The organism is Agarivorans sp. Toyoura001, from assembly GCF_005405585.1.
Lineage (GTDB): Bacteria > Pseudomonadota > Gammaproteobacteria > Enterobacterales > Celerinatantimonadaceae > Agarivorans.
In genome coordinates, this window is sequence record NZ_BJEQ01000017.1 from 1 (window position 1) to 24,022 (window position 24,022).

Here is a 24,022-nt window from a genome sequence, read left to right on the forward strand (position 1 = left end):
TCTTCGGCTAACTCACGCTCAAGGCGCTTAATGGTTTCTGCTGGCGTTTCTTTTGAATTAGGCATAAGGGGATGCTGAAAAGGTTTTGACCAATCAAGCCTACCATGTTTTCTGAGCCAAACCAGTAAGGTTGAACGCCCCTGAATGCCAAATCGGGCTTGTGCTTGTTTGTACGTCATTTCGCCTTTTTCGATGCGCGCTACGACACCTAATTTAAAGGCCAAGGTGTAATCTCGTTGTGTGCGCTTACGGCTTGAGTTAATGGGTGTTGTCATAAAGAAGTCCTCTTTATGTCAACCTATTTCCGGACGGGACAGATAAACATAAAAAAGCCCGCTTAACGCGGGCTTTTTTATGGCTGGCATTTAACGCTATTCACACTCGTCTAAAGGCCAACGCACAATGTAATCTTGAGACGGACCCGTTAACTGCGTTTCACACACAATCTTACCTCGCACAGAAGCGCCTCGTTTGTGCATTTCCGAAGCCTTGCCCTTATTTAACAAAGGATGCCACTCTGGCAGCGGTTTCCCTTCGATTAGCCGTTTATAGGCACAACTAGGCGGCAACCAATGAAATGCATCAATATCATCTAAAGTGATTTTTACGCAATCAGGGACCTTAGCAAATCGATTCGGGTAATCACTACACTGGCAGCTTTTACTGTTTAACAATACACAAGCAATATTGGTGTAATACAACTCATCGGTATCTTCATCTATCAACTTCGATAAACAACATTTACCACATCCATCACATAACGACTCCCACTCTTGGGCAGTCATTTGCGCCAAGGTTTTGGTTTCCCAAAATCTTACTTCACTCACTCAATACAACCTCTGTTTCTACCGAAATATCGGCAACCTTAAATGCTAACTTATCGCCGGCCTTCAAGGGGCCAACGCCAGCAGGAGTGCCAGTTAGCAAAACATCTCCTGGTTCTAGAGTAAAACAGCGTGAAGCTTCACACAGCAATGTGCTTAGATTGCGGATCATTTGCTTTGTTGTGCCCTGCTGTTTTAACTGAGTATTTTGCTCAAAACGTAGTTCAACATCAGCCAACTCACTTAACCTATTAATCGGCTTAAAGTGACTCAGTACACAGCTCTTATCAAAGGCCTTAGCGCGCTCCCATGGGTGACCACTTTGTTTTAGCGCTAACTGCACATCGCGTAAGGTTAAATCTAATGCCGCGGCGTATCCCCAAACGGCATCATCCAATTCCTTAGGAGAGGCATTGCGAAGCGGCTTAGCAATCAATATGGCGAGCTCAAGTTCGTAATGCACTTCACCTACATCGCTTGGAATCATTACTCCGTTTGCCAAACCAGTGATGGCGGTTTTAGGCTTAATAAATAACACTGCTTGTTTAGCAGGCGCGCCCCCCATCTCTTGCATGTGCGCCAAGTAATTTTGCCCTACACAGACTGCTTTATTCGCAGTAAATGGTAAGGCCTGGCCTTGTTCATCGAGATGCTGATACACCTTAAAACACCGGTGGGTAAGCGATGCGATCAGCCAAAGTACCTACTGCGGCCACAAAGTAATGCGAGCGATTCCATTTCATCAGTACTTGGTAGTTATCATAAGCTAAATATGCACGCCCTTGAGCGTCGTCTGGCTGCACAATAGAGGCTTGAATATCGCGAATGGGTAAGTTAGTGCCGTCGTAACGACGAACGCCCATGGCTTGCCACTCACTTAAGCTTTTCTTAACTTTTAAGCCTGAGTGCGTTGCATCATAATCGTTTGGAAGTTTAACTTGGCGACCCCAAGTTAAGTCATTATTCCAGCCACTTTGCGCTAAATAGTTTGCAGCAGAAGCCAAAGCATCAGCGGTATTGTTCCAAATATCTTTGTTGCCATCGCCATCAAAGTCTTGGGCGTAAGCTAAAAAGGAACTTGGCATAAACTGCACTTGACCCATGGCACCCGCCCAAGAGCCTTTCATTTTGTTAGGTTCAATATGTCCATCTTCAAGAATACGAAGTGCATTCATTAATTCTTTCTTAAAAAACGCTTCGCGACGGCCTTCATAAGACATAGTGGCAAGCGCCGATACCACACTGTAGTTACCGGTAAACTTGCCAAAGTTGGATTCCACTCCCCACAAAGCAATAATAAAGCGCGGCTGCACCTTATATTTCTTTTCAATTTCTTTAAGTAATGGGTAGTGTTTCTTATATAACGCCCGCGCTTGCTGCACTTTCCAGTCGGGCACAGCTCGTGGCAAATAGGTATCTAGTGTTAGCTTAAATTCAGGCTGTTGCTTATCTGCTTTTACAGCGCGAGGGTAAAACTTGGCATTGGTAAATGCGGCATCAATAGTGGCTTGTGAAATACCTTCACTAGCCGCTTCAACTTTAAGTTCTTCAACGTAGTTATCAAAGCCCGGTTCAGCGTGTAATGAGAAGGCAGCCGAGAATAGCACCGTACCGATAAATTTTTTCACTAACTTCCCCTTTTAGTCATTTTTTGCCTTAGCCTGAGCGGCTAAATGCTGCTTAAGATAGTTTTCTGGAGGTGGTGGTAGTTGTAAATAATAGCCTTGCTCTTTAAACGCGGCTTCTAAGGTGTTTATTTCAACACTAGCAAAATCTTTTGTTGGTCGTTTTGGTACCAACATTACCAGCTCCTTAGCCCCCATTAACTCTAGTAAGGACGCTGGAACTGGCGAAAAATCGTCTTTCTTCTCAATATAGAGATAAGTTTGCTGTTTTTTGAGACTTTTATAGACTGCACAGAACATGAAAATGTTAGTATCCTAGTCACTGATCAGGTTATGCTAAAACGCGACTATATCAGAATATATAGTGAAGCGTCATTGCTCGTATACAAATGTAAAAAGGAATCAGCTGTTCATGTCCGGACAGGAAATAGAGTTTAAAGGGACAAACTTTACCCTTTCAGTGGTTTACTTAGGAAAAAATGATTTAACATCATTAAATAACAAGTTAATGGAAAAGGTGGCGCAAGCACCTCAGTTCTTTAACTGTGCTCCTATAGTAGTGAATATTAGCGAAGTAGACGCTGATTTTGATTTCAACCAACTCAAGGAAGTGGTAGAAGCTCAAGACTTTGTACTAGTAGGCGTTACCGGATGTAGTACCTCTGAACAAAAAACCGCTGCCCGTGCTGCAGGTTTAGCCGTAATGACCAGTGGCTCACAACAAGCAACTGCCAAGCCCAGCAAACCCGCAGAAGAAAAAGCGCTAACACCTCCCCCTACCCCAGCGGCTGTGCCAAGTAAAATCGTTCGCGGACAGATTCGCTCTGGCCAACAAGTTTACGCGCAAAATACCGACTTAGTCATTATTGGCTCGGTAGGTAATGGCGCGGAAGTGATTGCTGACGGTAATATTCATATTTATGGTGCATTAAGGGGTCGTGCTATCGCAGGCGCTAGCGGCAGAAAAGACAGCAAAATATTTTGTCAGAACTTGCAAGCAGAACTTATTTCTATTGCTGGTGTTTATATGTTGCATGAGCAAATTGGCGAACATGCCGACGCGCCGCAATGTGTACAAATAGAAGACCAGCAAATCGTATTTGGTAATTTAAGTTAACTTCGTTAACGAATTTATAAAGGAAAGATAATGGCTAAGATTATCGTTGTGACCTCAGGAAAAGGGGGTGTTGGAAAAACAACCTCCAGCGCGGCTATTGGTACTGGCCTCGCCATTAAAGGTTTTAAAACTGTAATCATCGATTTCGATATTGGTTTACGTAACCTAGATTTAATTATGGGTTGTGAACGTCGCGTAGTGTATGACTTCGTGAACGTAATCAAAGGTGAAGCCAACCTTAATCAATCATTGATTAAAGACAAACGTACCGACAACTTGTTCATTCTTCCCGCTTCTCAAACACGTGATAAAGACGCGTTAACTAAAGAAGGTGTGCAGAAGGTATTGGACGATTTAGCAGAGCAAGGTTTCGACTACATTGTGTGTGACTCTCCTGCTGGTATTGAAACAGGCGCAATCATGGCGCTTTACTTCGCCGACGAAGCGATTGTTACCACCAACCCTGAAGTATCATCAGTTCGTGACTCAGACCGTATTCTTGGCATGCTTGCCAGTAAGTCAAAGCGCGCAGAACAAGGTAAAGAGCCGGTTAAAGAGCACCTACTATTAACGCGCTACAATCCTGAGCGTGTTAACCGCGGTGACATGTTAAGCGTAGAAGATGTGCAAGATATTCTGGCGATACCGTTACTTGGGGTTATTCCTGAGTCACCGGCCGTGCTTAAAGCGTCTAACTCTGGTGAGCCAGTAATTTTAGACACTGAAAGTGATGCTGGTTTAGCTTACGACGACGCTGTAAGTCGATTAATTGGCGAAAGTGTGGACTTTCGTTTCTTAGAAGAACAAAAGAAAGGCCTATTTAGCCGCTTATTTGGAGGATAACGATGTCTCTTTTAGACTACTTTCGAACGACAAAACAGTCTAAAACGGCGCAAACCGCCAAAGAACGACTGCAAATTATTGTTGCCCACGAACGCGGGGAGCGCAGTGGGCCAGATTACTTGCCTGCTATGAAGCAAGATATTATAGAAGTAATAAAGAAGTACGTTGCCATCAACTCAGACCAAGTTAACGTTAGCTTGGACAACAAGAGTGAAGACATTAGCGTACTTGAGCTAAATATTACCCTTCCTGATCAACGTGATTAGCGAATAATGGCTTACGCCAACCAGTAAGTAGTAGAGGCAACTCTTCTGCTTGCTGGTGCTCTTTACGTTTCCACGCAATATATTGATTAAGCACCTTCTTGCTCGCCAATACGTCTTCAGGTAAACCCGATTCTTCTGCTACTGCAGTCACCACCAATTTAAGCTCTTGAATGGTTTTTTTGTAATCTGGGTAATCAACTATACGTTTAATGGGCTTAGGGAAATCTGCTGTATTAACTTGCTGACCCTGTTTCACTAATTTAAGCAAACGTTGACCATGAATACGCAACTCTTGCGGTGGTAAATTAAGCCGTTGTAACTCATCCATGTTGTTTGGTTGGTAGCGAGCTAAGGCCCATAAGTTGTCACCGTGTACCACATTATTAATGGCTAAATCACGACTTGCCGCTTGCTGTATTCGCCAGCGACACAACACTTGTAACACCGCTAATTGCTGCGGGTTTAACTTCCAAGCATTTTTAATGTCTTTATAAACTTCATCTTGGTTTACCACACGTTTTTTCAAGGCTGCTAAACGAGTGCTTTCTTCTAATGCAGCTTGAAAACGCCCTTCTTCTTCTAGCTGCTGTTTAATCTTAAGGTATGCCGGTAGCAAATAGATAACGTCTAAAGCAGCGTAATCTAATTGCGAAGCCCGCAATGGACGTGCAAGCCAATCGGTACGAGATTCACCCTTATCAAGTTCAATCTCTAGCTCCGTGGCAATAAAACGCTGGTAACCCAAGCTAATGCCATGACCAAGAAAAGCCGCGCCAACTTGTGTATCAAACACGGTTGCGCCAAATTTGCCACTTAAACGTTGAATGATTTCTAAGTCTTCGCTAAACGCATGCAAGACCCAGTGATGCCGGGCAAGAGCCTGCCATAACGGTTCCATTGACACTTTTAGTGGGTCCACTAGATAGCATTGCTGGCCATCGTAAATTTGTAGTAAACCCAGTTGAGCATAATAGGTTCGAGTACGAACAAACTCGGTATCAATGGCTAATACCATTGGGGTTTGTTCATTTAAAAAACGTAACAGAGGCGCAAGTTGCGCCTCTGTTTCAATCATGTCGAAGTTTACGTCTGCCAAAATTGCGGCGTCCTAGTGGAAAGCATCTAATGGCTAACCATTTTACGGTTTATGCCTCTTCGCGCAAGGCTCTACGCAAGATCTTCCCCACATTTGTTTTAGGTAGTTCGTCTCTAAACTCCACCAGCTTAGGCACTTTGTAGGCAGTTAAAAACTCGCGACAGTGCTCTATCACTTGCTTCTCGTTCAGTGAATCATCTTTTTTAACGATAAATACTTTAACCGCTTCACCACTTACTTCGTTAGGCACACCTACTGCTGCGACTTCTAGTACTTTAGCGTTACCCGAAATAACCTCTTCAATTTCATTAGGGAATACGTTGAAACCAGATACCAAAATCATGTCTTTTTTGCGGTCAACGATATGGAAGAAACCTTGGTCATCAACTGTGGCAATATCACCTGTAGCAAACCAACCGCCAGGCATTGATTCTTCGGTCGCTTCTGGTCGCTGCCAGTAACCCTGCATCACTTGTGGGCCTTTCACTAATATTTCGCCTGATTCACCGTCGCCGACTTCTTCGCCATCTTCGCCCACCAACTTAATATCCGTTGAAGGCGCTGGTAAGCCAATACTTCCGTTATAGGCTTCTAAATCGTAAGGGCAAACGGTAACTAGTGGAGCACACTCTGTTAAGCCATAACCTTCTATCAGGCGCGAACCTGTGACTTCTTGCCAGCGCTCTGCAACTGCTCGTTGCACCGACATGCCCCCGCCCAGTGATAAACGCAAACGGGCGAAATCTAACTTGGCAAAATCGTCATTATTTAGCAAGGCGTTGAATAAGGTATTTACCCCTGTGATTGCCGTAAAGGGAGTCTTGGCGAGCTCTTTAACAAAGGTAGGAATATCACGAGGATTGGTGATTAATAAATTCTGGCACCCCATGGCAAAAAACACCATGCAGTTCGCGGTTAATGCAAAGATATGGTAAAGCGGCAATGCTGTTACTACCACTTCTTTCCCTTCGCGCAAACATGGGCCAACAATACCTAAAGCTTGCAGCAAGTTTGCCACCATATTGCTATGTGACAACATCGCACCTTTGGCGACACCTGTGGTACCACCGGTATACTGCAAAAAGGCTAGATCTTCACTTTTGATTTCTGGGCGAACATATTGGAGATGCTGTCCTTTAGACAGAACATAACGGAGCGATTGTGCGTGAGGTAGATGGTATTTGGGCACCATTTTCTTCACGTATTTTACAACAAAGTTCACTAAGGTACGTTTGGTTGCAGAAAGCTGGTCGCCTAAACGGGTAAGAACCACATGCTCGATACCGGTTTCTTCTACAATTTCTTCAAGAATATGCGCAAAATTAGACACTATCACAATGGCTTTAGCACCACTGTCGTTAAGTTGATGCTTTAATTCTCGCGGCGTGTAAAGTGGGTTTACGTTAACTACCACCATCCCTGCACGCAAAGCACCAAACAAACAAATAGGATATTGCAGCAAGTTAGGCATCATTAAAGCCACGCGGTCACCTGCGTTAAGCTTCAATTCATTTTGAAGATAAGCTGCAAAGGCGCGTGATTGTTCTTCTAGGCGGCGATAGGTCATCACCTGCCCCATGTTAATAAAGGCTACCTTGTCTGCGTGTTTAGCAGCGCCTTCTTCAAAGACATCTATCAATGTTTGATAGCGTGCTGAGTCTATCTCTGCAGGAACATCTTTAGGGTATCGATTAAGCCAAACCTTATCCACGCAGTTCTCCTAAACATTTCAATTACAACAAGTATAATTTGCTCACCAAGTTTATTGTGAATTTTATTATGCACTTGGCGGCATCGTTGGCATTAGAGCTTTCGCTCCAAAATTTCAAACGATTGTTTCATACGCCATTTTAAATAACAATATTTTAACATTGGGCGTAGCGGATAAGATCGAAAATAGTGAAGTGGTTCAAACAATTGTTTTAATGTAGGCCTTTATACAGCGAGCAACCTCTGCCGAATTTTGCATATGAAGATGGTGCCCACCGCTTAACAAATGGGTTTTAAGCTGCTTAAACCATGCTTGGCGATGGCTTATATATTTCGTGGATAACAAAGGGTGTTCGCTAGCAGCTATTAGCAAACTAGGTTGTTGCACTGCCCTACAAATGTTTTCTGCTTGTGATTCGCTAAAGCGGAGAGGAGAGCTTAATTTTAACTTTTGATCGTGACGCCAATACCATAAGCCATCACGCTTAATCACTGCTCGCTCTACTAATAGTTGGCTATTTTGCTCATTAATCCCATTAGTTTGCGCACGCAATTTTACTGCAGATTCAAGCTTTTCAAATCCCTTAGCGGGCTTTACAGCTTGCCGTTGTTTAATGGCTCTAGTTAGGTGTGTTGTGGTTTCTTCATCGGCAAGGCTTAAAGGCCCTAGTCCATCTATGCAAACTAAGCCTAGCAGTTTTTCTGGGAATGCCGCGGCATACGTAGTAGCTACCAATGCACCTAAAGAATGTCCGATAAGAATAATAGGTTTGTTAACCTTTAGTTCACAAATAGCGCGGTAAACATCGTCAACATAATCTACAAAATGGTAATAACCTTGGCGATGTGCCGACAACCCATGACCGGGAAAATCTAAAGCAATGCAATGTACATCGCTAATTTGTTTAAGAAGAGGCGTAAAACTGGCGGCATTGTCCATCCAACCATGCAACATCACCACACAGTAATCACTAGAGGCAGTTTGTTCGATATAGGCGATATTAGAGTGAGATAAATACGGGAAGTCAGTCATTGCAGGGCGTTCAGCCTTAGGCGAATAAATCGATACCAAACATCTCATTCACTTGTTGGCGCTTGAGTTGATTAGCAACATCTTGATATTGAGACACAGCTTCGCCGCCACTGCCAACATTTTGGTCGTAGCGGAGTTTTTCTACACTGCTCTCGTCCATTACCGCCCAGGGCACGATCCCCTTTGGCGCCTTAGTAGCAACACTTAACTCTGTGCTGCTGGTCGCCTTTTTAACGTTTGTTTGTTGCGGTATGGGCTGGCCAAGGCCCTGAATCTTCAAGTTTTATTGTCCTTTAATTACTCTCTACCCGGTAGTTTCTTCCAGGTGACTTTATCGCGTAAATAAACAGGTTCGGCATTTTCTGCACTTACCAGCTCGCCTTTATTATAGGCAACCTGAGCATAACTAAGCATATTTTGTGCCGTTGGATAAAGCACTGATTCCAACACTTTTGCGCCAGAAAATTGACCGCATAATAGTTCTTGGTAAGTTTGCCAGCCTGTGCCCACAGCCGCTGCCCTTTGGCTATTGCCAGTTAGCAGGTCTGGTTTAATCACAAGTTCTTCATCTACTAAACACATCAAGCCGTTTTGCAGATGGTACTCGCCCCAATACACCTCTCCCATGCGGGCATCAATAGCCGCCAAACACTGCTCGCTATTATTGCTAAGGTAAGCGGCTTGCGCCATGGCTTGTAAGGTTGAAACGGCAATCATTGGTTTATCTGCACCAAAAGCCAACCCTTGAGCGGTGGCTACACCAATCCGCACCCCGGTAAAACTTCCTGGTCCACGACCGAACGCAATCGCATCAAGCTGCTTTAAGCTAACTCCTGCTTCCGCCAAGATTTGCTCAACAAAAGGTAAGATTTTAAGTGTATGGTCGCGTGGACTGTATTCTTGCTTACTCAGCACTTCACCCTGCCAATGCAGTGCAACAGAGCAGTTTTCGGTTGATGTATCTAAAGCGAGTATGTTTGCTGTCATGTTTCCTCAGCGTCTTTTTTAACAAATTCTAAAACTCTTGAGAGTTCTCTAGTGCGTGGCATAGCGGGCAAACTGCTAATAAATAGCGAACCGTAATCGCGATTCACTAAACGGTTGTCACATATAATCACTACGCCATGATCATCTTGGGTTCTAATTAAGCGCCCTACGCCCTGTTTAAGGCTAATCACTGCTTGCGGCAAATATACCTGACGAAAAGGATCTCCGCCACGTAAACGGCAGTCTTCGCTTTTGGCTTTAAGTAATGGATCATCTGGCGCCGCAAAGGGTAGTTTGTCGATAATCACACATGACAGCGCCTTGCCCGGCACATCCACTCCTTCCCAAAAGGTACTGGTTGCAACTAGCACTGCGTTTCCGTCTTCTACAAATTCGTTAAGTAATTCTTGTTTACCCGCTTCACCTTGAACCAATACCAATAGCTCTGTACGTAGGCGTAACTCTGTTGCCACTTTTTGAATCATTCGGTGGCTGGTACATAAAAAGAAACAGCGGCCACCGTTGGCCTCAATCACAGGCGCAAGCTGATCCAGCATCACTTGTTCTGCATTTGGCTGCTTTGTTTCTGGTAAATAACGAGGCACACATAACAAGGCTTGTTTTTGATAATCAAAAGGGCTGTCGAGCAACATGCTACTGGCGTCTTTTAAACCCATTTGAGTTTGAAAATGCTGAAAGTTGCCATCTACCGCCAACGTGGCCGAAGTAAATACCCATGCGGCATTACGTTCTTCCACCTCACTATTAAAACGCTCTGCAATATTAAGGGGGGTAATATTTAAAGTGAAATGCTGCCGAGTAGTTTCGTACCAATAACTAAAACCGGTTTTGTCTACATCCATCACTTTATCGAACAATAGGCGCATTTTAGCTAAACGTTCGAAGCAAGAATCGGCCAGTTCACTGCGCGATAGCGCCAACTTAAGCACTTGATACACAAAATCCATGTCTTCGCGCAACACTTCCATCATTTCGCCAAAACGCTTTTGTTTGGCTAATGGACGCCACTCGCCTCGGTCGCGCAGACCTTCAAACTCCAATCTACATTGGCGGATTCTACGCTCTAGCTTTTGCGAGGCTTTTTGTAATTGCGCCATATCTCTAAGCTCAGTTTTATAGCTCAGTTCAATATCATTACATAAATCGAGTATTTGTCGGCTAGAAAAGTGCTGACCAAAATAACTCGCGGCAATATCGGGTAGTTGGTGTGCTTCGTCAAAGATATAAGCATCTGCTTCGGGAATCAGCTCCCCAAAGCCAGTCTCTTTTACCACCATGTCGGCAAAAAATAGGTGGTGATTCACCACCACTAAATCTGCTTCCATCGCCTTGTTACGGGCTTTAACTAGATAGCATTCTTTGTAAGACGGGCAATCTCTGCCGAGGCAGTTATCGTTAGTGCTGGTAATTAAGGGGAATACATCGGCTCGTTCAGCGATTGGGCCAAGCTCGCTAATGTCGCCGGTTTCTTCGCCTTGTGCCCATGCCTTAATTTTAACTAGCTCAGCTAAGGTAGTGCGGTCTTGGCCGCTACCGTAATGGGAAAAACTGTTTAGCCGTTCAATACACAGATAGTTAGAACGCCCTTTTAGCAGCGCTATCATTTGATTGTATTTGAGGGCTTTTTGCATACGCGGTAGGTCTTTGGTAAACAGCTGATCTTGTAACGCTTTACTACCGGTGCTAATAACAATTTTTTTGCCACTGTCCATAGCTGGTACAAGGTAAGCAAAGGTTTTGCCGGTGCCAGTACCCGCTTCAACTAATAAACTGCCACTGGTCTCTATAGCTGCAGCAACCGCTGTGGCCATGTCGTGTTGTTGTGGTCGGGGAGAAAAACCATCTATGGCTTTTGATAACAATCCATCTTTGGCAAAATACTGATGTTTCAAACTTGGTTCCGGCAAGCAAAAGTCGCGGCAACTATACCAGCCGACTCACGCTAGACCAAACACAAAGCTACACAAATAAGTCGATATTATGTTGCTCGTCAGGGTCAGGCTTTTGAGATTTATTGTTTTGCTGTTCGCCGCTTAGCTTTGGCCGCACTTGAATGTCGTTTTGTGCAGCGGTTTTGCTTTTCTTCACCACCTTGGTGGTTTTAATCGGTGGCGCCTTACTATCGGGTTTAGCAGGTGCTCGCGGCAAAATTGGCAATATGGCATCTTGGCTCACAATCACAGCTCCTTTTTATGGCTTCCTATAGTTAATTATCGGTCAATATTTAAACAACTTTAATCTTATAGTAAAAAGCAGCCAAAAAAGGTTGCAATTTAGCGCTAGATTGGTAAGTTTATGCCCACTATTGCCATGAAGGCAAAAACCACGTTGACAGGAACGTAGCAATGATTTTTAACCAACTGAAGCATCATCACCACCATCATCCAGAATAGGCTTCAGGCGGTTTTCTGCTGGAAGCTTGTAAGATGCTTCCGGTGGTAGAATATAAGAATATTGCAAACCCCCGGAAGGTTACCCTCCCGGGGGTTTTTTAGTTTTATTATTAGGGACAAAAACATGACAGAGCAAAAACGACTACGCATCGCTATCCAAAAATCTGGACGCTTAAGCGATGATTCACAGGCACTATTAAAAAGCTGCGGAATGAAAATCAATCTCCGCCAACAACGCCTAATTGCCCACTCAGAAAACATGCCAGTAGATCTACTACGTGTACGCGATGACGATATTCCAGGCCTAGTAATGGACGGCGTGGTTGATTTCGGTATCGTTGGCGAAAACGTATTAGAAGAAGAAACCATGTTGCGCACCGCGCAAAATGAGCCAACTGATTGCGACATTCTAAAACGTTTAGATTTTGGCGATTGCCGCTTCTCATTGGCAGTAGCCGAAGAATTCGATTACACCGGCCCACAATGCTTAGCCAACAAACGCATAGCCACCAGTTACCCTGGCATTCTTAAGCGTTACTTAGACGAGCAAGGCGTACCTTTCTCTACGTGTATGCTAGCGGGCTCGGTTGAAGTAGCCACCCGCGCAGGCTTAGCCGACGCCATTTGTGACTTAGTGTCTACCGGTGCAACTTTAGAAGCCAATGGCCTTAAAGAAGTTGAAGTGATTTACCGCTCGCAAGCGGTATTGATTAAATCTAAGAACAAACTCAGCGACGAACACCAAGACTTGCTAGACCGCTTATTAATGCGCATGCAAGGCACCATGGAAGCCAAAGAAAGCAAGTACATCATGCTGCACGCACCTAAAACACATCTTGATCAAATTGTAGACCTGCTACCTGGCAGCGAGCACCCAACCGTATTAGCACTTGCCGGCGACGAAGAAAAAGTAGCCCTGCATGTAGTCAGTACCGAGAATCTATTCTGGGAGACGATGGAAAAGCTTAAAACCTTAGGTGCAAGCTCTATCCTCGTTATGCCAATTGAAAAGATGTTGAGATAAGTACCATGCAAACGGTAATTTGGAAGCAACTATCAACAGAGCAACAACAACAGGTGCTGTCCCGCCCTGCTGTTAACAGCTCAACCGACATTGCCGGAATTGTTGCTGATGTAGTAAGCCAAGTACGAGAACAAGGTGACCAAGCGCTGATTGCGCTGGCCGTCAAGTTTGATAACACCGAATTGAGCGAAGTAAGAGTCAGCCAGCAAGAGATTGATGCAGCTGAACAAGGTTTAAGTGAAGAATTTAAACAGGCAGTAGCACAAGCTAAAGCCAATATTGAAGTGTTTCACCAAGCGCAAAAACCACAGCCAATTAGCCTAGAAACTCAACCTGGCGTGCGCTGCGAAATGCACTATGCCGCCATTGGCAATGTGGGTTTGTATGTACCAGGTGGAACTGCACCGCTACCTTCAACTGTATTGATGTTGGCTATTCCAGCACGTATTGCGGGTTGTAAAAAAGTAGTATTAAGCTCACCACCACCGATTGCCGCAGAAATCCTCTATACCGCTAAGCTATGTGGTGTAGACGAAGTTTACGCTGCCGGTGGCGCGCAAGCGATTGCCGCGATGGCCTACGGCACCGAAAGTGTGTCTAAATCTGATAAGATTTTCGGCCCTGGTAACGCTTTTGTGACGCAAGCTAAGCAGCAAGTTAGCGGCGACCACGCTGGTGCCGCCATTGATATGCCAGCAGGCCCATCTGAGGTGTTGGTAATTGCCGATGCTAAAGCCAACCCCGCTTTTGTTGCCGCCGACTTATTATCACAAGCCGAGCACGGCCCAGATTCACAAGTGATTTTGGTCACCACCAGTGAGCAACAAGCCGAAGCAGTAAATCAAGAATTGGCTCGCCAATTAGCGCTACTTAGTCGCAATAACATTGCCGACCAAGCGCTATCACACAGTACTGCCATTGTAGTAAACGACTTAGCCCAAGCGGTACAGGTGAGTAACTTGTACGGCCCGGAACACTTAATTGTACAAACCGAGCAAGCTCGCAGCTTACTGCCCGAGATAGAAAATGCTGGCAGCGTTTTCCTTGGTGAGTGGACACCCGAATCAGTAGGCGACTACGCCAGTGGTACTAACCACACCCTGCCCACTTACGGTTATACACGTGCTTATTCAAGCTTAGGTACCGCTGACTTTATGAAGCGTTTTACGGTTCAGGAATTAAGCCAACAAGGCCTAAAAGACTTAAGCCGTGCAGTAGTGCCTATAGCTAACGCAGAAGGGCTAGACGCCCACCGCAGAGCAGTTACTCTGCGCCTAGGCGAGGAGCAATAATATGTCGGTTACATTATTAGCCCGCAAAAAAATTCAGGCGCTTGTGCCCTACCAAAGTGCTCGCCGCATTGGCGGCAGTGGTGAAGTGTGGCTAAACGCCAACGAAAGCCCCGATGTTAGCGACTTTAGTTACGAAGGCGATGAACTAAATCGCTACCCTGAGTTTCAACCAGCTGCGCTTATTAACGGTTATGCCGCCTACGCAGGCGTAGAACCAAACCAAGTGCTCGCCAGTCGCGGCGCAGATGAAGCCATCGAAGTATTGATTCGCGCCTTTTGCGAACCCAACGAAGATAGCATTGTTATCTGTGCGCCGACTTACGGAATGTACTCGGTAAGTGCTGAAACCATTGGCGTAGAAGTTAAAACAGTAGAGCTAGATGCTAACTTTAATCCCGACTACACAGCACTTGCGCAAGTGAATAGCAAAATTATTTTCTTATGTGCCCCAAACAATCCCACCGGCAATATGCTTGATCAAGCAAAGCTGTGTGAACTGTTAAGTGCGCAAAAAGATAAAGCGCTAGTAGTGGTAGATGAAGCTTATATTGAGTTTTGTGAAGAGCAAAGCGTAGTTAAGCTACTCAGCGATTACGACAACCTAGTGATTACTCGTACTTTGTCTAAAGCCTTTGCTTTAGCCGGTTTACGTTGTGGCTTTACCGTTGCAGGTCGTGAAGTGATTGAAGTAATGAGCAAAGTGATTGCCCCATATCCGATTGCCCGTCCAGTTGCCGAAATCGCAGCAAAAGCGCTAAGCCAAAATGGCTTAAAAGTTATGCGCGAGCGTGTTGCACGCTTAAACACAATTCGTAACCAAGCAGTTGAAGATTTAAGCAAACTTAATATTGTGCAAGAGATCTTCCCCGCTACCGGTAACTACATACTGGTACGTTTCGACGATTCAGCCCGTGTATTTAAAACATTGGGTGAACAAGGCATTGTACTGCGTGATTTTGCCAATAAGCCGCGTTTAGAAAACTGCATCCGCATTAGCATTGGCAACCAGCAAGAAGTGGCCGCCACCGTATCAGCAATTCAAGGATTGGAGCGAACTTAAGTGAGCCAAGTAAAACAAAAAATCTTATTTATCGACCGTGATGGCACCATGATCGACGAACCTATCACCGACAAACAGGTTGATAGCGTAGAAAAGGTAAAGTTAGAGCCACAGGTTATCCCGGTATTGCTTAAGCTACAGGCCAATGGCTACCGCTTAGTTATGGTAACCAACCAGGATGGTTTAGGTACCGACAGCTTCCCCGAAGCTGATTTTCACCTAGCTCAAAACTACATGATGGATATTTTCGAATCACAAGGCATTAAGTTTGACGACGTACTGGTATGCCCGCACTTCGACGAAGATAACTGTAGCTGTCGCAAACCCAAGCTTGGCTTGGTTAAAAACTACCTAAAAAGTGGCGTGATTGATTTTGCCAACTCTTATGTGATTGGCGATCGCCACACCGACATGCAGCTAGCGGAAAACATGGGGCTAGAAGGCTTGCAATATCAACGCGACGGCCTTAACTGGATTACCATTGAAAAGCAGCTTACTCAACAAGGCCGCAAAGCCAAGGTTGAGCGCAATACTAAAGAAACCCAAATTAGTATCGCGGTTGATTTAGACAACGCAGGCGGCAGCCAAATAGATACTGGCCTTGGCTTTTTTGACCACATGTTGGATCAAATTGCTACCCACGGCGGTTTTCAGCTCAACTGTAAAGTTGTTGGCGATTACCACATCGACGACCACCACAGCGTAGAAGACACCGCCATTGCCCTTGGCCAAGCCCTTAAAGAAGCGCTTGGCGACAAACGTGGTATTGGCCGTTTTGGTTTTGTACTGCCGATGGACGAATGCCTAGCCCAATGTGCGCTAGATTTAAGCGGCCGCGCTCATCTAGAGTTTAAAGCCGACTTTACCCGCGACAACATTGGCGACTTTGCTACCGAAATGGTACCGCACTTCTTCCGCTCACTAAGCGACGCGATGGCCTGTACCCTACACCTAGAAACCACCGGTAAAAATACTCACCACATGGTAGAAGCCCTGTTTAAAGTATTTGGTCGTGCACTAGGTCAAGCTATCGTAAAATCGGGCGATGCAATGCCTAGCAGTAAAGGCACATTATAAGCGCCTGCTTTAAAGGATAAGAGCAAACATGAACGTAATTATTGATACAGGATGTGCCAACTTATCTTCGGTAAAATTTGCCGTTGAGCGTTTAGGCTTTCCAGTAACAGTGAGCCGCGACCCACAGGTAATCTTGGCGGCCGATAAACTGTTTCTACCCGGCGTAGGCACCGCCACCGAGGCGATGCAAAACCTAGCCGACCGCGAGCTTATCGACTTAGTTAAACAAGTTAAGAAGCCGCTCCTAGGTATTTGTTTAGGCATGCAAATGCTGGCCGAGTTCTCTATTGAAGGCGGCGCTAAACAAGCCGACGAGCCAGTCCCCTGCTTAGGTTTAGTGTCTGGCACCGTAAGCTTAATGCAACCGCAACAAGGGCAACGCCTGCCACACATGGGTTGGAATCAAATTCAACCTAAAGCCGGTCACCCACTGTTTAAAGGCATTGAAGCCGGCAGCTACTTCTACTTTGTACACAGCTACGCCCTGCCAGTAAACGCTGCCACAATTGCCGAATGTGATTATGGCAACGCCTTTACCGCCGCAGTAAACAAAAACAATTTTTACGGGGTGCAATTTCACCCAGAACGTAGCGGCCAAGCCGGTGCACAACTAATCAAAAACTTCTTGGAGATGTAACACATGATCATTCCTGCTTTAGATTTAATCGACGGAAAGATTGTGCGTTTGTTCCAAGGTGATTACGCACAAAAAACCATTTATGGTGATGACCCACAAGCGCAGTTTTCTGAGTACCACAGCCAAGGAGCTGATTGGTTACACTTGGTTGATTTAGACGGCGCCAAAGATACCAGCGCTCGCCAACTCGACGTTATCGCCCAGCTACTGAAAAACACTCCAGCTAAAATTCAAATTGGTGGCGGCGTGCGCAGCGAGCAAGATGTAAAAGACTTGCTCGACGCAGGTGCAGAGCGTGTAGTAATTGGCTCTACCGCAGTGAAGCAGCCAGAAGTGGTTGCCAAGTGGATGGAAAAATACGGCGCCGAGCACATTGTACTGGCGCTTGATATTAACATCGACGAGCAAGGCAATAAGGTAGTAGCAGTATCTGGCTGGCAAGAAGACAGTGGCGTAACCATTGAAGAGCTAGTGTCTATTTACGCCCCAGTTGGCCTAAAGCACGTATTGTGTACCGACATTTCTAAAGACGGCACGCTTGAGGGCTCAAACGTAAGTTTGTATCGCGAGCTATGTGCGCAATATCCAGATATTCACTGGCAAAGCTCAGGCGGCATTGGTGACTTAAATGACATTGCAGCGCTTACCGATACCGGGGTAGCAGGCGTAATTGTTGGCCGCGCATTGTTAGAAGGTAAGTTCAACGTAGAGCAAGCCATCGCCTGCTGGCAGCAAGGAGGCAATAATGTTAGCTAAACGAATTATCCCCTGCCTAGACGTAAAAGACGGCATGGTAGTAAAAGGCGTTAAGTTTCGTAACCACGAAATTATTGGCGACATTGTTCCGCTAGCCAAACGCTACGCTGAAGAAGGCGCAGACGAACTCGTTTTTTACGATATTACCGCCAGCTCAGACGAGCGCGTAGTAGATAAAAGCTGGGTAAGCCGCGTAGCGGAAGTTATCGATATTCCGTTTTGTGTAGCCGGTGGTATTAAAACCATCGAGGATGCCAATCGCACCTTGCAAAATGGCGCTGACAAAATCTCTATCAACTCCCCTGCTTTAGCCGATCCTAGTTTGATTACTAAGCTAGCCGACAAGTTTGGCGTGCAGTGCATTGTAGTAGGCATCGATTCCTACTACTGCGACGAAACCAGCCAATACCAAGTTAAGCAATTTACTGGTGACGAAAAGCGCACCGTAACCACTACTTGGAATACCTTTGATTGGGTGAAAGAAGTGCAAGCTCGTGGCGCGGGTGAAATAGTGCTAAACGTAATGAACCAAGACGGCGTGCGCCAAGGTTACGATTTAGAACAACTAAGCCGAGTACGCGAGATTTGTAATGTGCCTTTAATTGCCTCTGGCGGCGCAGGCGAAATGCAACACTTTAAAGATGCATTCAAAATTTCTGACGTAGACGGCGCATTAGCAGCCAGCGTATTTCACAAAAGCATTATCGATATTGGCGAATTGAAGCAATATCTCAAACAACAAGAGGTGGCAATTCGACTATGAGCCAGTTTGAAGAACTAAACCAAAAGATTAACTGGGACAAAGTCGAAGGCTTAATCCCTGCCGTGGTTCAGAACGACCACAGCGGCCAAGTGCTTATGCTGGGTTACATGAACAGTGATGCGCTAGCTAAAACCCTAGACACCGAGCAAGTAACCTTCTTTAGCCGCACTAAGCAGCGCCTATGGACCAAAGGTGAAACCTCAGGCAACGTACTAAAGCTTAAAGGCATTACGCTTGATTGCGACCAAGACACGCTACTAGTAGCGGTTGACCCTATTGGCCCAACTTGCCACCTTGGCAACCAAAGCTGTTTTGACGGTCACCAAGAGCCTAAGCTGACCTTTATCGCCCAACTACAAGCGGTATTAGCCGAGCGTAAGTTAGCCGATCCAGAAGAAAGCTACACCGCTAGCCTGTTCGCCCGCGGCACCAAGCGCATTTGCCAAAAAGTGGGTGAAGAAGGTGTAGAAGTAGCACTAGCTGCCATGGCTAACGACCGCGAAGAGCTAGTGAATGAAAGCTCAGACTTGTTGTATCACCTACTGGTACTGCTAGAAAAACAAGAAGTCGGCTTTGACGAAGTAGTGGCTTGTTTACAGGCAAGGCATAAGTAAAGCTTAAGACCTGACCCAACAAAAAACCAGCTGATGCTGGTTTTTTGTTGCCCTTATAATCCTCACTGTTAGCTCTTTATAATTAAATCATTGTTCAGAGGTCGTTACTATAGGTATCAATTCTTTTATTCCAACCATTTCTCCAACGTTCTTCATCTCTATCTGGTGGAGAGTTTTTTATTCTTCTGTCTAATACAAACTTCGCTGATCTAGAAAAATCGAGTAATGGTTGTTCAGTATCACCTTTCATATTACTTAACACTTGCAGAAGCCCCCAACCTTGGTTGTTATATCGTTCAGCCTCTTTAACTCCCTCACCTTTAAAGTTAACATAATCCAACAATGCATAAATACCATCAGCTGAAATCACTCCGCCTTCTAAATATGATATTTTATAGAATTGATTCTTTATATTTTCCTTTTCACTTTCGTTATCTAATGAATCAAGCATTTCAGGTAGCGCATCGGCTAACCTCTGAACCATAAATTCAACTTGATAAGGAGTGTTAGCGGCTAACAAATCTTCAAGATCTTGATACCTTGGAGATTTTTCTTTTTTTGCTTTCAACATTTCACCCCTATCATTCCAAGGGCACCATTTTTCAGTTCTAAGCCAAACAGGCAATTCAATGTTGTTTTCTTCAAAATAGGACAATAAGCTAGGAAACGTTTCCTTGAAAGGTCCTTTTTTATCTTTGGGGTACCAAATAAAATGCCCTATGCCGACAGAGGCATGAGATTCTCCTGAATTCCAGTTGACCAAGCTATCCAGCTTCCCTCCGCCTTCATTTAACCAAACCTTTTGACCAATATAGTTTCCATCTTCTATTGATAGTTCAATCGTTTGCTTTGCTACTCGGTGTAGCTGCTTTTTCTTCAACTCATTAACTTCTTCCAACAAATCCTTGGAGCCATCGCTTTTATAGTCATTTACTGCAATCGACAAATATTTTTTTGCTGTTGGAAGGTCCCCTAGGACATAATATAAAGCTCCCAAGTTTGAATATAATCTTTTTAATAGCTGCTCATCATTGGAGCTAATATTCAAACCATACTTAAAATTTTCTTCTGCTTCTTCGTATTCTAATTGTTTAAACTTGACCCATCCTAAAGCGTTATATACTTTGGCATCGTCAATATTTAAATCCCTACTGATTTTCTTTGCTTGATGAAGATACTCTTCAGCTCTAGATAACTCACCTTTACCAGCCAAAGTAACTCCAAGGTTATAGTAGGCTTTATAATAGCTTGGATTATCTGCGATTAAATTCAAATAAATAGCGCTTGCCTCTTCAAAATCCCCTTCGTTATAAAAATAAGAAGCTCGGGACAGTTCTTCCTTTGAACCTTCATTAATCAAAGCATCTCCACCTTTAATTGACGAAAATACAGGGATGGAAAAGACTAGAGAAAAATAAACTATGTAATTACAAAAGCGAAAATTCATTTACAAACCCTCTATACCACCATCTTTATTTAGCACGCTGTTCTCATTTTTTACCAACTGGTTTGCCAACTGATCTCTTAATTGGTCAATACGATCGTGTAGAGGATAAACAAGGCATCTAATATTTGAGTTTTCCGTAACCACAACTTTTACTCCATCATGGGAATACTTTTTGTTCCCGCTAGGAGTTTTGATGTAGAAATCTCTATTTATTTTTCTAGAAGAAAATGTTCTCTCATTCCATGGTTCTATTTCTACAAGAACATTAGCTGTTGGATTTGGGACCCTAGGAACAAACATTTTGTCTCCAATTTTCACCGCACTAGAAACAATCAAAAAGATAAGTGAAAAAACCAGAAAATACTTTGCGGCTCCAATCTTGATCGGATCTGGATGCGGTTCGGAAATGGTTTTATATATTATAAACGCCCCTAACAATGCTAAAATTGCAGACAATCCTAGAATCCCATATTCCAAGTAAGCACTAAAACTATCAACAAAATTTTCTGAACTAGCCATCACAAACACCACTAGATATATATTTAAAGTATATCGGTACTATTTTCTGATTAGTTACTTTGACAGGCTTTTAAGATCTCAGCTTTAAACGTGGGTTTATAAGCTAGAGTCAACAGGCAGCACATTACCAACACAAAGTATTTTTTTGAGCGTTGTTATTATAGTCACACCTTTCAAGTTGAGCCAATTTTTCTATTAGTTCTTATCTTCTTTCAGAGCAAGATTAGAAGTAAAAACATGATTGAATCAGTTCAATAGGGTGGATATGTGCTACCTATCTCTTGCCACCTTTTCGTGCTAGCGAAGAATGATGAAATTTCGCGCTGAAACGGGGAGCTGCTCCAGCGTATTATTGGCACTAATAACTTGTATTAATAAAGCAGTAGGTATATTGCCGAACCTTGCTACTCAACTTCAAACTCTGCGTTGATGTGTTGCACCACTGCTAGCCCTTTTTCTAAGGCTTCAGTGCGGCTATCTACGATATGATCTTCATCTATCCAATCGCGGATTTGGATTTTCTCTAACTGGTGCATGGTTTGCTCGTTAGGGCTGTAGAGGAACACTTCACAGCCAGCATCTAAGGCATCACGCATGGCGTTTTCCAGCGCTAGCGCAACAGTAACGTCAATCATCGGTACCGCGCTAAGATCAAGTACCATTACTTTGTACTGCTCAACCGCTGCGTGTTGTCTGGCAATGGCTTTTGATACTCCAAAAATCATTGGCCCAGAGAGGTAGAAAAACAATAGCTGACCTTTGGCTTGGTCTAACAACTGGCGTTCTGAGTCTTCAAGCGGCACACCGTCGTCGGCATCAGATATCGCTTTAACATTTTTCTCCTGAACCCGGCTCAGCTTTTCGATAGTAATTACGTTGGCGAGGAATACTCCAATGCCCACCGCGTAGATTAAATCGACAAAAACGGTAAGAAACAGCACACCATACATGATGCAAGTAGGTACTAAAGATACTCGGTGGGCGCGTTTGATGAAGCTCCAATCGAGAATATTAAGGCCAACATACATGGCAATACCCGCGAGAACGGCTAATGGAATTGGCTGGGTAAGCGGCGCTAGCCAAAGCACTACTAACAGCAAGATAATCGCCCGCACAATGCCAGAGAGCGGAGAGCTTCCGCCCACCTGAACATTTACCACGGTTCCCATAGTCGCGCCTGCGCCAGGTAAGCCACCAAACAGGCCTGAAACCGTATTTGCAATGCCCTGCCCCATTAGCTCGCGGTTAGAGTCATGTTCTTTGCGGGTTAAGCTATCGGCAATTACTGCAGTTAGTAGGGTATCAATGCAACCTAGAGTACCCAGCACTAAAGCATCTACCAACATCTCGCTAAGAAGGCCCCACGAAAAGGTGGGCCAAATAATCGAAGGCAGACCGCTTGGGATTTCACCAATACGACGAATGCCGTCATCACTAAATAGCAGCATTGACACCAAAGTAACCGCCACCAGCGCAACCAACTGCGGTGGGATTATTTTTTTGTATTTGTTAGGCATGAACAAGAGTGCGCCTAAGGTCATCAGCCCTAACAGGAACTCGCCAAAGTGCATATTTCGAATTAAGTCGGGAATCGCCTGTAAGGTACCTAAGGCTCCACCAGCGGGAGTAGACTGGCCTAAAAAGGGCGCTAATTGGAGGATGACCAGAATGACCCCAACGCCAGACATAAAGCCAGAAATAACACTATAAGGCATCAAGGTAATGTATTTACCGAGCTTAAGTGCACCAAGGGCGATTTGGAATAGCCCGGCCATCATCACCACGGTAAATGCCATGGCGGGCCCGTTTTCTGGGTGTTTGGCAATCATGGTGGTTAGTACCGCCGCCATTACTACGGTCATCGGGCCGGTTGGCTCTGAGATCAAGGTTCGCGAACCGCCAAATAACGCGGCAAACAAGCCTACTAAAATGGCGCCCCAAAGGCCCGCTTGAGGTCCTGCTCCCGATGCGACACCAAACGCTAAAGCCATTGGTAGTGAGACGATAGCAGTGGTAACACCACCAAACAAATCGCCCTTAATGTTCATTGATTCAAACTTACCCTTAACCAAACCGCTACTCCTTTTGCTTGGACGCCCCAATTGTATTGAATTCTTTTGGAATTAAAACACTGAATATAGTGCGGTTATTAGATATTTTTAGTGAAGCCTTCACACGAAGGCTAGCCAAATACAATTACAAGTAGCTTAGGCAGGCATTGGAATGGCTAATTTAACTGCATAATTAGGCTTAGCATACTGCTTGTTCGTCATTCATTGTTGGCTTAACTAGCCAACAATATTGATGAAAGTATCTAAGTGATTTTGCCATTCACTTATTTTGACTTAATACTGAAAGTCGATCATTTAGTCAGTTAAAACCAACATCAATCTTGGTTAAGCCCTAGCTGGCAGAGTTATTCTTCCTTATAATAGCGCTACAAAAAGTAGGTGTTATGCACCTAGTGTTACTTTGGCTCAATGAACACATTTGCTGAGCCACCATAAATTGAAGATTAAAGAGAAACTATCATGAGCGATCTCCCTCCTTGTCCTAACTGTGAATCAGCCTATGTTTATGAAGACGGTTCACTACTTATTTGCCCAGAATGCGCTCATGAGTGGAATCCAAACGAAGTGGTTGTAGACCCAGATGCAATTGTATTAAAAGACGCGGTTGGCAACTTATTAGCTGAAGATGACAAAGTCACCTTGATTAAAGATTTGAAAGTGAAAGGGTCTTCTTTAGTGCTAAAAGTAGGCACCAAAGCAGTAATTAAACGCTTTGTTGATTCTGACCACGACATTGACTGTAAAGTAGATGGCCACGGTCACATGATGCTTAAATCTAAGTTTGTTAGAAAACAAAGCTAATTGAACTAAGCACTATCGCTAAAATAGAAACCTGCACCAGCAGGT

At 44.6% G+C, this 24,022-nt stretch carries 26 protein-coding genes, 1 pseudogene and 1 other annotated feature; of the genes and pseudogenes, 12 read left to right on the top strand and 15 right to left on the bottom strand.

Translation table 11 applies throughout. From position 1 onward, the window contains the following. The 5 genes and pseudogenes from FFR00_RS16875 to FFR00_RS16895 all read right to left on the bottom strand — a co-directional run. Nucleotides 1-275: pseudogene (locus FFR00_RS16875) on the bottom strand (IS3 family transposase); the annotation flags it as partial. A gap of 96 nt (nucleotides 276-371) precedes the next feature. Beyond that, entirely contained in the window at nucleotides 372-827 is a 456-nt protein-coding gene (locus FFR00_RS16880; protein ID WP_137674593.1) for a YcgN family cysteine cluster protein, read from the bottom strand. Continuing rightward, nucleotides 820-1,485 (bottom strand): fumarylacetoacetate hydrolase family protein, encoded by a 666-nt coding sequence (locus tag FFR00_RS16885; RefSeq protein ID WP_137674594.1) that lies wholly within the window; start codon nucleotides 1,483-1,485, stop codon nucleotides 820-822. Before FFR00_RS16885 ends, FFR00_RS16880 begins: the two co-directional genes overlap by 8 nt. 1 nt (nucleotide 1,486) lies before the next feature. Continuing rightward, nucleotides 1,487-2,452, bottom strand: a complete 966-nt coding sequence (locus FFR00_RS16890) for a lytic transglycosylase domain-containing protein (RefSeq protein ID WP_137674595.1) — start codon at nucleotides 2,450-2,452, stop codon at nucleotides 1,487-1,489. A gap of 12 nt (nucleotides 2,453-2,464) precedes the next feature. Then, the gene (locus FFR00_RS16895) at nucleotides 2,465-2,749 is read right to left on the bottom strand and encodes a YcgL domain-containing protein (RefSeq protein ID WP_137674596.1); all 285 of its coding nucleotides are present in this window, start codon (nucleotides 2,747-2,749) and stop codon (nucleotides 2,465-2,467) included. A gap of 112 nt (nucleotides 2,750-2,861) precedes the next feature. Here FFR00_RS16895 and minC point away from each other — a divergent pair, with 112 nt between their 5' ends. Genes minC through minE form a run of 3 tightly spaced genes read left to right on the top strand, consistent with a single transcriptional unit; the run spans nucleotide 2,862 to nucleotide 4,675 of the window. Continuing rightward, nucleotides 2,862-3,566 carry a septum site-determining protein MinC gene (gene minC, locus FFR00_RS16900; RefSeq protein WP_137674597.1) on the top strand — a complete coding sequence of 235 codons (705 nt, stop codon included), beginning with the start codon at nucleotides 2,862-2,864 and terminating at the stop codon, nucleotides 3,564-3,566. A 30-nt stretch (nucleotides 3,567-3,596) separates the two neighbouring features. Continuing rightward, nucleotides 3,597-4,409, top strand: a complete 813-nt coding sequence (minD, locus tag FFR00_RS16905; protein ID WP_137674598.1) for a septum site-determining protein MinD — start codon at nucleotides 3,597-3,599, stop codon at nucleotides 4,407-4,409. A 2-nt stretch (nucleotides 4,410-4,411) separates the two neighbouring features. Continuing rightward, on the top strand, nucleotides 4,412-4,675 hold the full coding sequence (gene minE, locus FFR00_RS16910) for a cell division topological specificity factor MinE (RefSeq protein WP_137674599.1): 264 nt from the start codon (nucleotides 4,412-4,414) through the stop codon (nucleotides 4,673-4,675). Here minE and rnd read toward each other — a convergent pair. From rnd to FFR00_RS16945, 7 genes are all read right to left on the bottom strand, one after another. Further along, nucleotides 4,650-5,771, bottom strand: coding sequence for a ribonuclease D (gene rnd, locus FFR00_RS16915; protein WP_137674600.1), 1,122 nt, complete (start codon nucleotides 5,769-5,771; stop codon nucleotides 4,650-4,652). The two genes, minE and rnd, sit on opposite strands and share 26 nt — an antisense overlap. Nucleotides 5,772-5,820: 49 nt before the next feature. Beyond that, nucleotides 5,821-7,482: a long-chain-fatty-acid--CoA ligase FadD gene (gene fadD / locus FFR00_RS16920; protein ID WP_137674601.1), complete on the bottom strand. Its 1,662-nt coding sequence runs from the start codon at nucleotides 7,480-7,482 to the stop codon at nucleotides 5,821-5,823. 198 nt (nucleotides 7,483-7,680) lie between these two features. Next, nucleotides 7,681-8,514: an alpha/beta fold hydrolase gene (locus FFR00_RS16925; RefSeq protein ID WP_161985197.1), complete on the bottom strand. Its 834-nt coding sequence runs from the start codon at nucleotides 8,512-8,514 to the stop codon at nucleotides 7,681-7,683. A 16-nt stretch (nucleotides 8,515-8,530) separates the two neighbouring features. Further along, nucleotides 8,531-8,794 (bottom strand): hypothetical protein, encoded by a 264-nt coding sequence (locus tag FFR00_RS16930; RefSeq protein WP_137674603.1) that lies wholly within the window; start codon nucleotides 8,792-8,794, stop codon nucleotides 8,531-8,533. A 17-nt stretch (nucleotides 8,795-8,811) separates the two neighbouring features. Then, nucleotides 8,812-9,501, bottom strand: coding sequence for a tRNA (adenosine(37)-N6)-threonylcarbamoyltransferase complex dimerization subunit type 1 TsaB (tsaB, locus tag FFR00_RS16935; protein WP_137674604.1), 690 nt, complete (start codon nucleotides 9,499-9,501; stop codon nucleotides 8,812-8,814). Continuing rightward, on the bottom strand, nucleotides 9,498-11,414 hold the full coding sequence (locus tag FFR00_RS16940; RefSeq protein WP_137674605.1) for an ATP-dependent DNA helicase: 1,917 nt from the start codon (nucleotides 11,412-11,414) through the stop codon (nucleotides 9,498-9,500). Before FFR00_RS16940 ends, tsaB begins: the two co-directional genes overlap by 4 nt. Nucleotides 11,415-11,481: 67 nt before the next feature. Continuing rightward, entirely contained in the window at nucleotides 11,482-11,697 is a 216-nt protein-coding gene (locus FFR00_RS16945) for a hypothetical protein (protein WP_137674606.1), read from the bottom strand. A 193-nt stretch (nucleotides 11,698-11,890) separates the two neighbouring features. Further along, nucleotides 11,891-12,018: a sequence feature (His leader region), on the top strand. A 21-nt stretch (nucleotides 12,019-12,039) separates the two neighbouring features. Between FFR00_RS16945 and hisG the strand changes: the two genes are divergently transcribed. Genes hisG through hisIE form a run of 8 tightly spaced genes read left to right on the top strand, consistent with a single transcriptional unit; the run spans nucleotide 12,040 to nucleotide 19,138 of the window. Then, nucleotides 12,040-12,939, top strand: a complete 900-nt coding sequence (hisG, locus tag FFR00_RS16950) for an ATP phosphoribosyltransferase (RefSeq protein ID WP_137674607.1) — start codon at nucleotides 12,040-12,042, stop codon at nucleotides 12,937-12,939. Nucleotides 12,940-12,944: 5 nt separating this feature from the next. Then, on the top strand, nucleotides 12,945-14,231 hold the full coding sequence (hisD, locus tag FFR00_RS16955; RefSeq protein WP_137674608.1) for a histidinol dehydrogenase: 1,287 nt from the start codon (nucleotides 12,945-12,947) through the stop codon (nucleotides 14,229-14,231). Between the two features lies 1 nt (nucleotide 14,232). Then, nucleotides 14,233-15,291, top strand: coding sequence for a histidinol-phosphate transaminase (gene hisC / locus FFR00_RS16960; protein WP_137674609.1), 1,059 nt, complete (start codon nucleotides 14,233-14,235; stop codon nucleotides 15,289-15,291). A gap of 48 nt (nucleotides 15,292-15,339) precedes the next feature. Next, nucleotides 15,340-16,368, top strand: a complete 1,029-nt coding sequence (gene hisB, locus FFR00_RS16965; protein WP_235836251.1) for a bifunctional histidinol-phosphatase/imidazoleglycerol-phosphate dehydratase HisB — start codon at nucleotides 15,340-15,342, stop codon at nucleotides 16,366-16,368. A 28-nt stretch (nucleotides 16,369-16,396) separates the two neighbouring features. Continuing rightward, nucleotides 16,397-17,005: an imidazole glycerol phosphate synthase subunit HisH gene (gene hisH / locus FFR00_RS16970; RefSeq protein WP_137674611.1), complete on the top strand. Its 609-nt coding sequence runs from the start codon at nucleotides 16,397-16,399 to the stop codon at nucleotides 17,003-17,005. Nucleotides 17,006-17,008: 3 nt separating this feature from the next. Then, nucleotides 17,009-17,761 (top strand): 1-(5-phosphoribosyl)-5-[(5-phosphoribosylamino)methylideneamino]imidazole-4-carboxamide isomerase, encoded by a 753-nt coding sequence (gene hisA / locus FFR00_RS16975; protein WP_137674612.1) that lies wholly within the window; start codon nucleotides 17,009-17,011, stop codon nucleotides 17,759-17,761. Continuing rightward, on the top strand, nucleotides 17,751-18,524 hold the full coding sequence (hisF, locus tag FFR00_RS16980; protein WP_016401105.1) for an imidazole glycerol phosphate synthase subunit HisF: 774 nt from the start codon (nucleotides 17,751-17,753) through the stop codon (nucleotides 18,522-18,524). Before hisA ends, hisF begins: the two co-directional genes overlap by 11 nt. Continuing rightward, entirely contained in the window at nucleotides 18,521-19,138 is a 618-nt protein-coding gene (gene hisIE, locus FFR00_RS16985; RefSeq protein ID WP_016401106.1) for a bifunctional phosphoribosyl-AMP cyclohydrolase/phosphoribosyl-ATP diphosphatase HisIE, read from the top strand. The genes hisF and hisIE overlap by 4 nt, the downstream gene beginning before the upstream one ends. Nucleotides 19,139-19,232: 94 nt before the next feature. Here hisIE and FFR00_RS16990 read toward each other — a convergent pair whose 3' ends face one another. The 3 genes from FFR00_RS16990 to FFR00_RS17000 all read right to left on the bottom strand — a co-directional run bounded on the left by FFR00_RS16990 (nucleotide 19,233) and on the right by FFR00_RS17000 (nucleotide 23,152). Next, nucleotides 19,233-20,585 carry a tetratricopeptide repeat protein gene (locus FFR00_RS16990; protein WP_137674613.1) on the bottom strand — a complete coding sequence of 451 codons (1,353 nt, stop codon included), beginning with the start codon at nucleotides 20,583-20,585 and terminating at the stop codon, nucleotides 19,233-19,235. Next, a complete protein-coding gene (locus FFR00_RS16995) occupies nucleotides 20,586-21,104 on the bottom strand; it encodes a DUF4134 domain-containing protein (protein WP_137674614.1) in 519 nt (172 codons plus the stop codon). 404 nt (nucleotides 21,105-21,508) lie between these two features. Beyond that, nucleotides 21,509-23,152: a SulP family inorganic anion transporter gene (locus FFR00_RS17000; RefSeq protein WP_235836252.1), complete on the bottom strand. Its 1,644-nt coding sequence runs from the start codon at nucleotides 23,150-23,152 to the stop codon at nucleotides 21,509-21,511. 483 nt (nucleotides 23,153-23,635) lie between these two features. Between FFR00_RS17000 and FFR00_RS17005 the strand changes: the two genes are divergently transcribed. Further along, entirely contained in the window at nucleotides 23,636-23,977 is a 342-nt protein-coding gene (locus FFR00_RS17005; protein ID WP_137674616.1) for a zinc ribbon domain-containing protein YjdM, read from the top strand. Nucleotides 23,978-24,022 lie beyond the last annotated feature (45 nt).

Coding starts and splice junctions, on each gene's coding strand:
- FFR00_RS16895 (WP_137674596.1), bottom strand. CDS start 2,749: ATGTTCTGTGCAGTCTATAAAAGTCTCAAAAAACAGCAAACTTATCTC.
- minC (WP_137674597.1), top strand. CDS start 2,862: ATGTCCGGACAGGAAATAGAGTTTAAAGGGACAAACTTTACCCTTTCA.
- minD (WP_137674598.1), top strand. CDS start 3,597: ATGGCTAAGATTATCGTTGTGACCTCAGGAAAAGGGGGTGTTGGAAAA.
- minE (WP_137674599.1), top strand. CDS start 4,412: ATGTCTCTTTTAGACTACTTTCGAACGACAAAACAGTCTAAAACGGCG.
- FFR00_RS16925 (WP_161985197.1), bottom strand. CDS start 8,514: ATGACTGACTTCCCGTATTTATCTCACTCTAATATCGCCTATATCGAA.
- tsaB (WP_137674604.1), bottom strand. CDS start 9,501: ATGACAGCAAACATACTCGCTTTAGATACATCAACCGAAAACTGCTCT.
- hisG (WP_137674607.1), top strand. CDS start 12,040: ATGACAGAGCAAAAACGACTACGCATCGCTATCCAAAAATCTGGACGC.
- hisD (WP_137674608.1), top strand. CDS start 12,945: ATGCAAACGGTAATTTGGAAGCAACTATCAACAGAGCAACAACAACAG.
- hisC (WP_137674609.1), top strand. CDS start 14,233: ATGTCGGTTACATTATTAGCCCGCAAAAAAATTCAGGCGCTTGTGCCC.
- hisB (WP_235836251.1), top strand. CDS start 15,340: ATGATCGACGAACCTATCACCGACAAACAGGTTGATAGCGTAGAAAAG.
- hisH (WP_137674611.1), top strand. CDS start 16,397: ATGAACGTAATTATTGATACAGGATGTGCCAACTTATCTTCGGTAAAA.
- hisA (WP_137674612.1), top strand. CDS start 17,009: ATGATCATTCCTGCTTTAGATTTAATCGACGGAAAGATTGTGCGTTTG.
- hisF (WP_016401105.1), top strand. CDS start 17,751: ATGTTAGCTAAACGAATTATCCCCTGCCTAGACGTAAAAGACGGCATG.
- hisIE (WP_016401106.1), top strand. CDS start 18,521: ATGAGCCAGTTTGAAGAACTAAACCAAAAGATTAACTGGGACAAAGTC.
- FFR00_RS16990 (WP_137674613.1), bottom strand. CDS start 20,585: ATGAATTTTCGCTTTTGTAATTACATAGTTTATTTTTCTCTAGTCTTT.
- FFR00_RS16995 (WP_137674614.1), bottom strand. CDS start 21,104: ATGGCTAGTTCAGAAAATTTTGTTGATAGTTTTAGTGCTTACTTGGAA.
- FFR00_RS17000 (WP_235836252.1), bottom strand. CDS start 23,152: ATGAACATTAAGGGCGATTTGTTTGGTGGTGTTACCACTGCTATCGTC.
- FFR00_RS17005 (WP_137674616.1), top strand. CDS start 23,636: ATGAGCGATCTCCCTCCTTGTCCTAACTGTGAATCAGCCTATGTTTAT.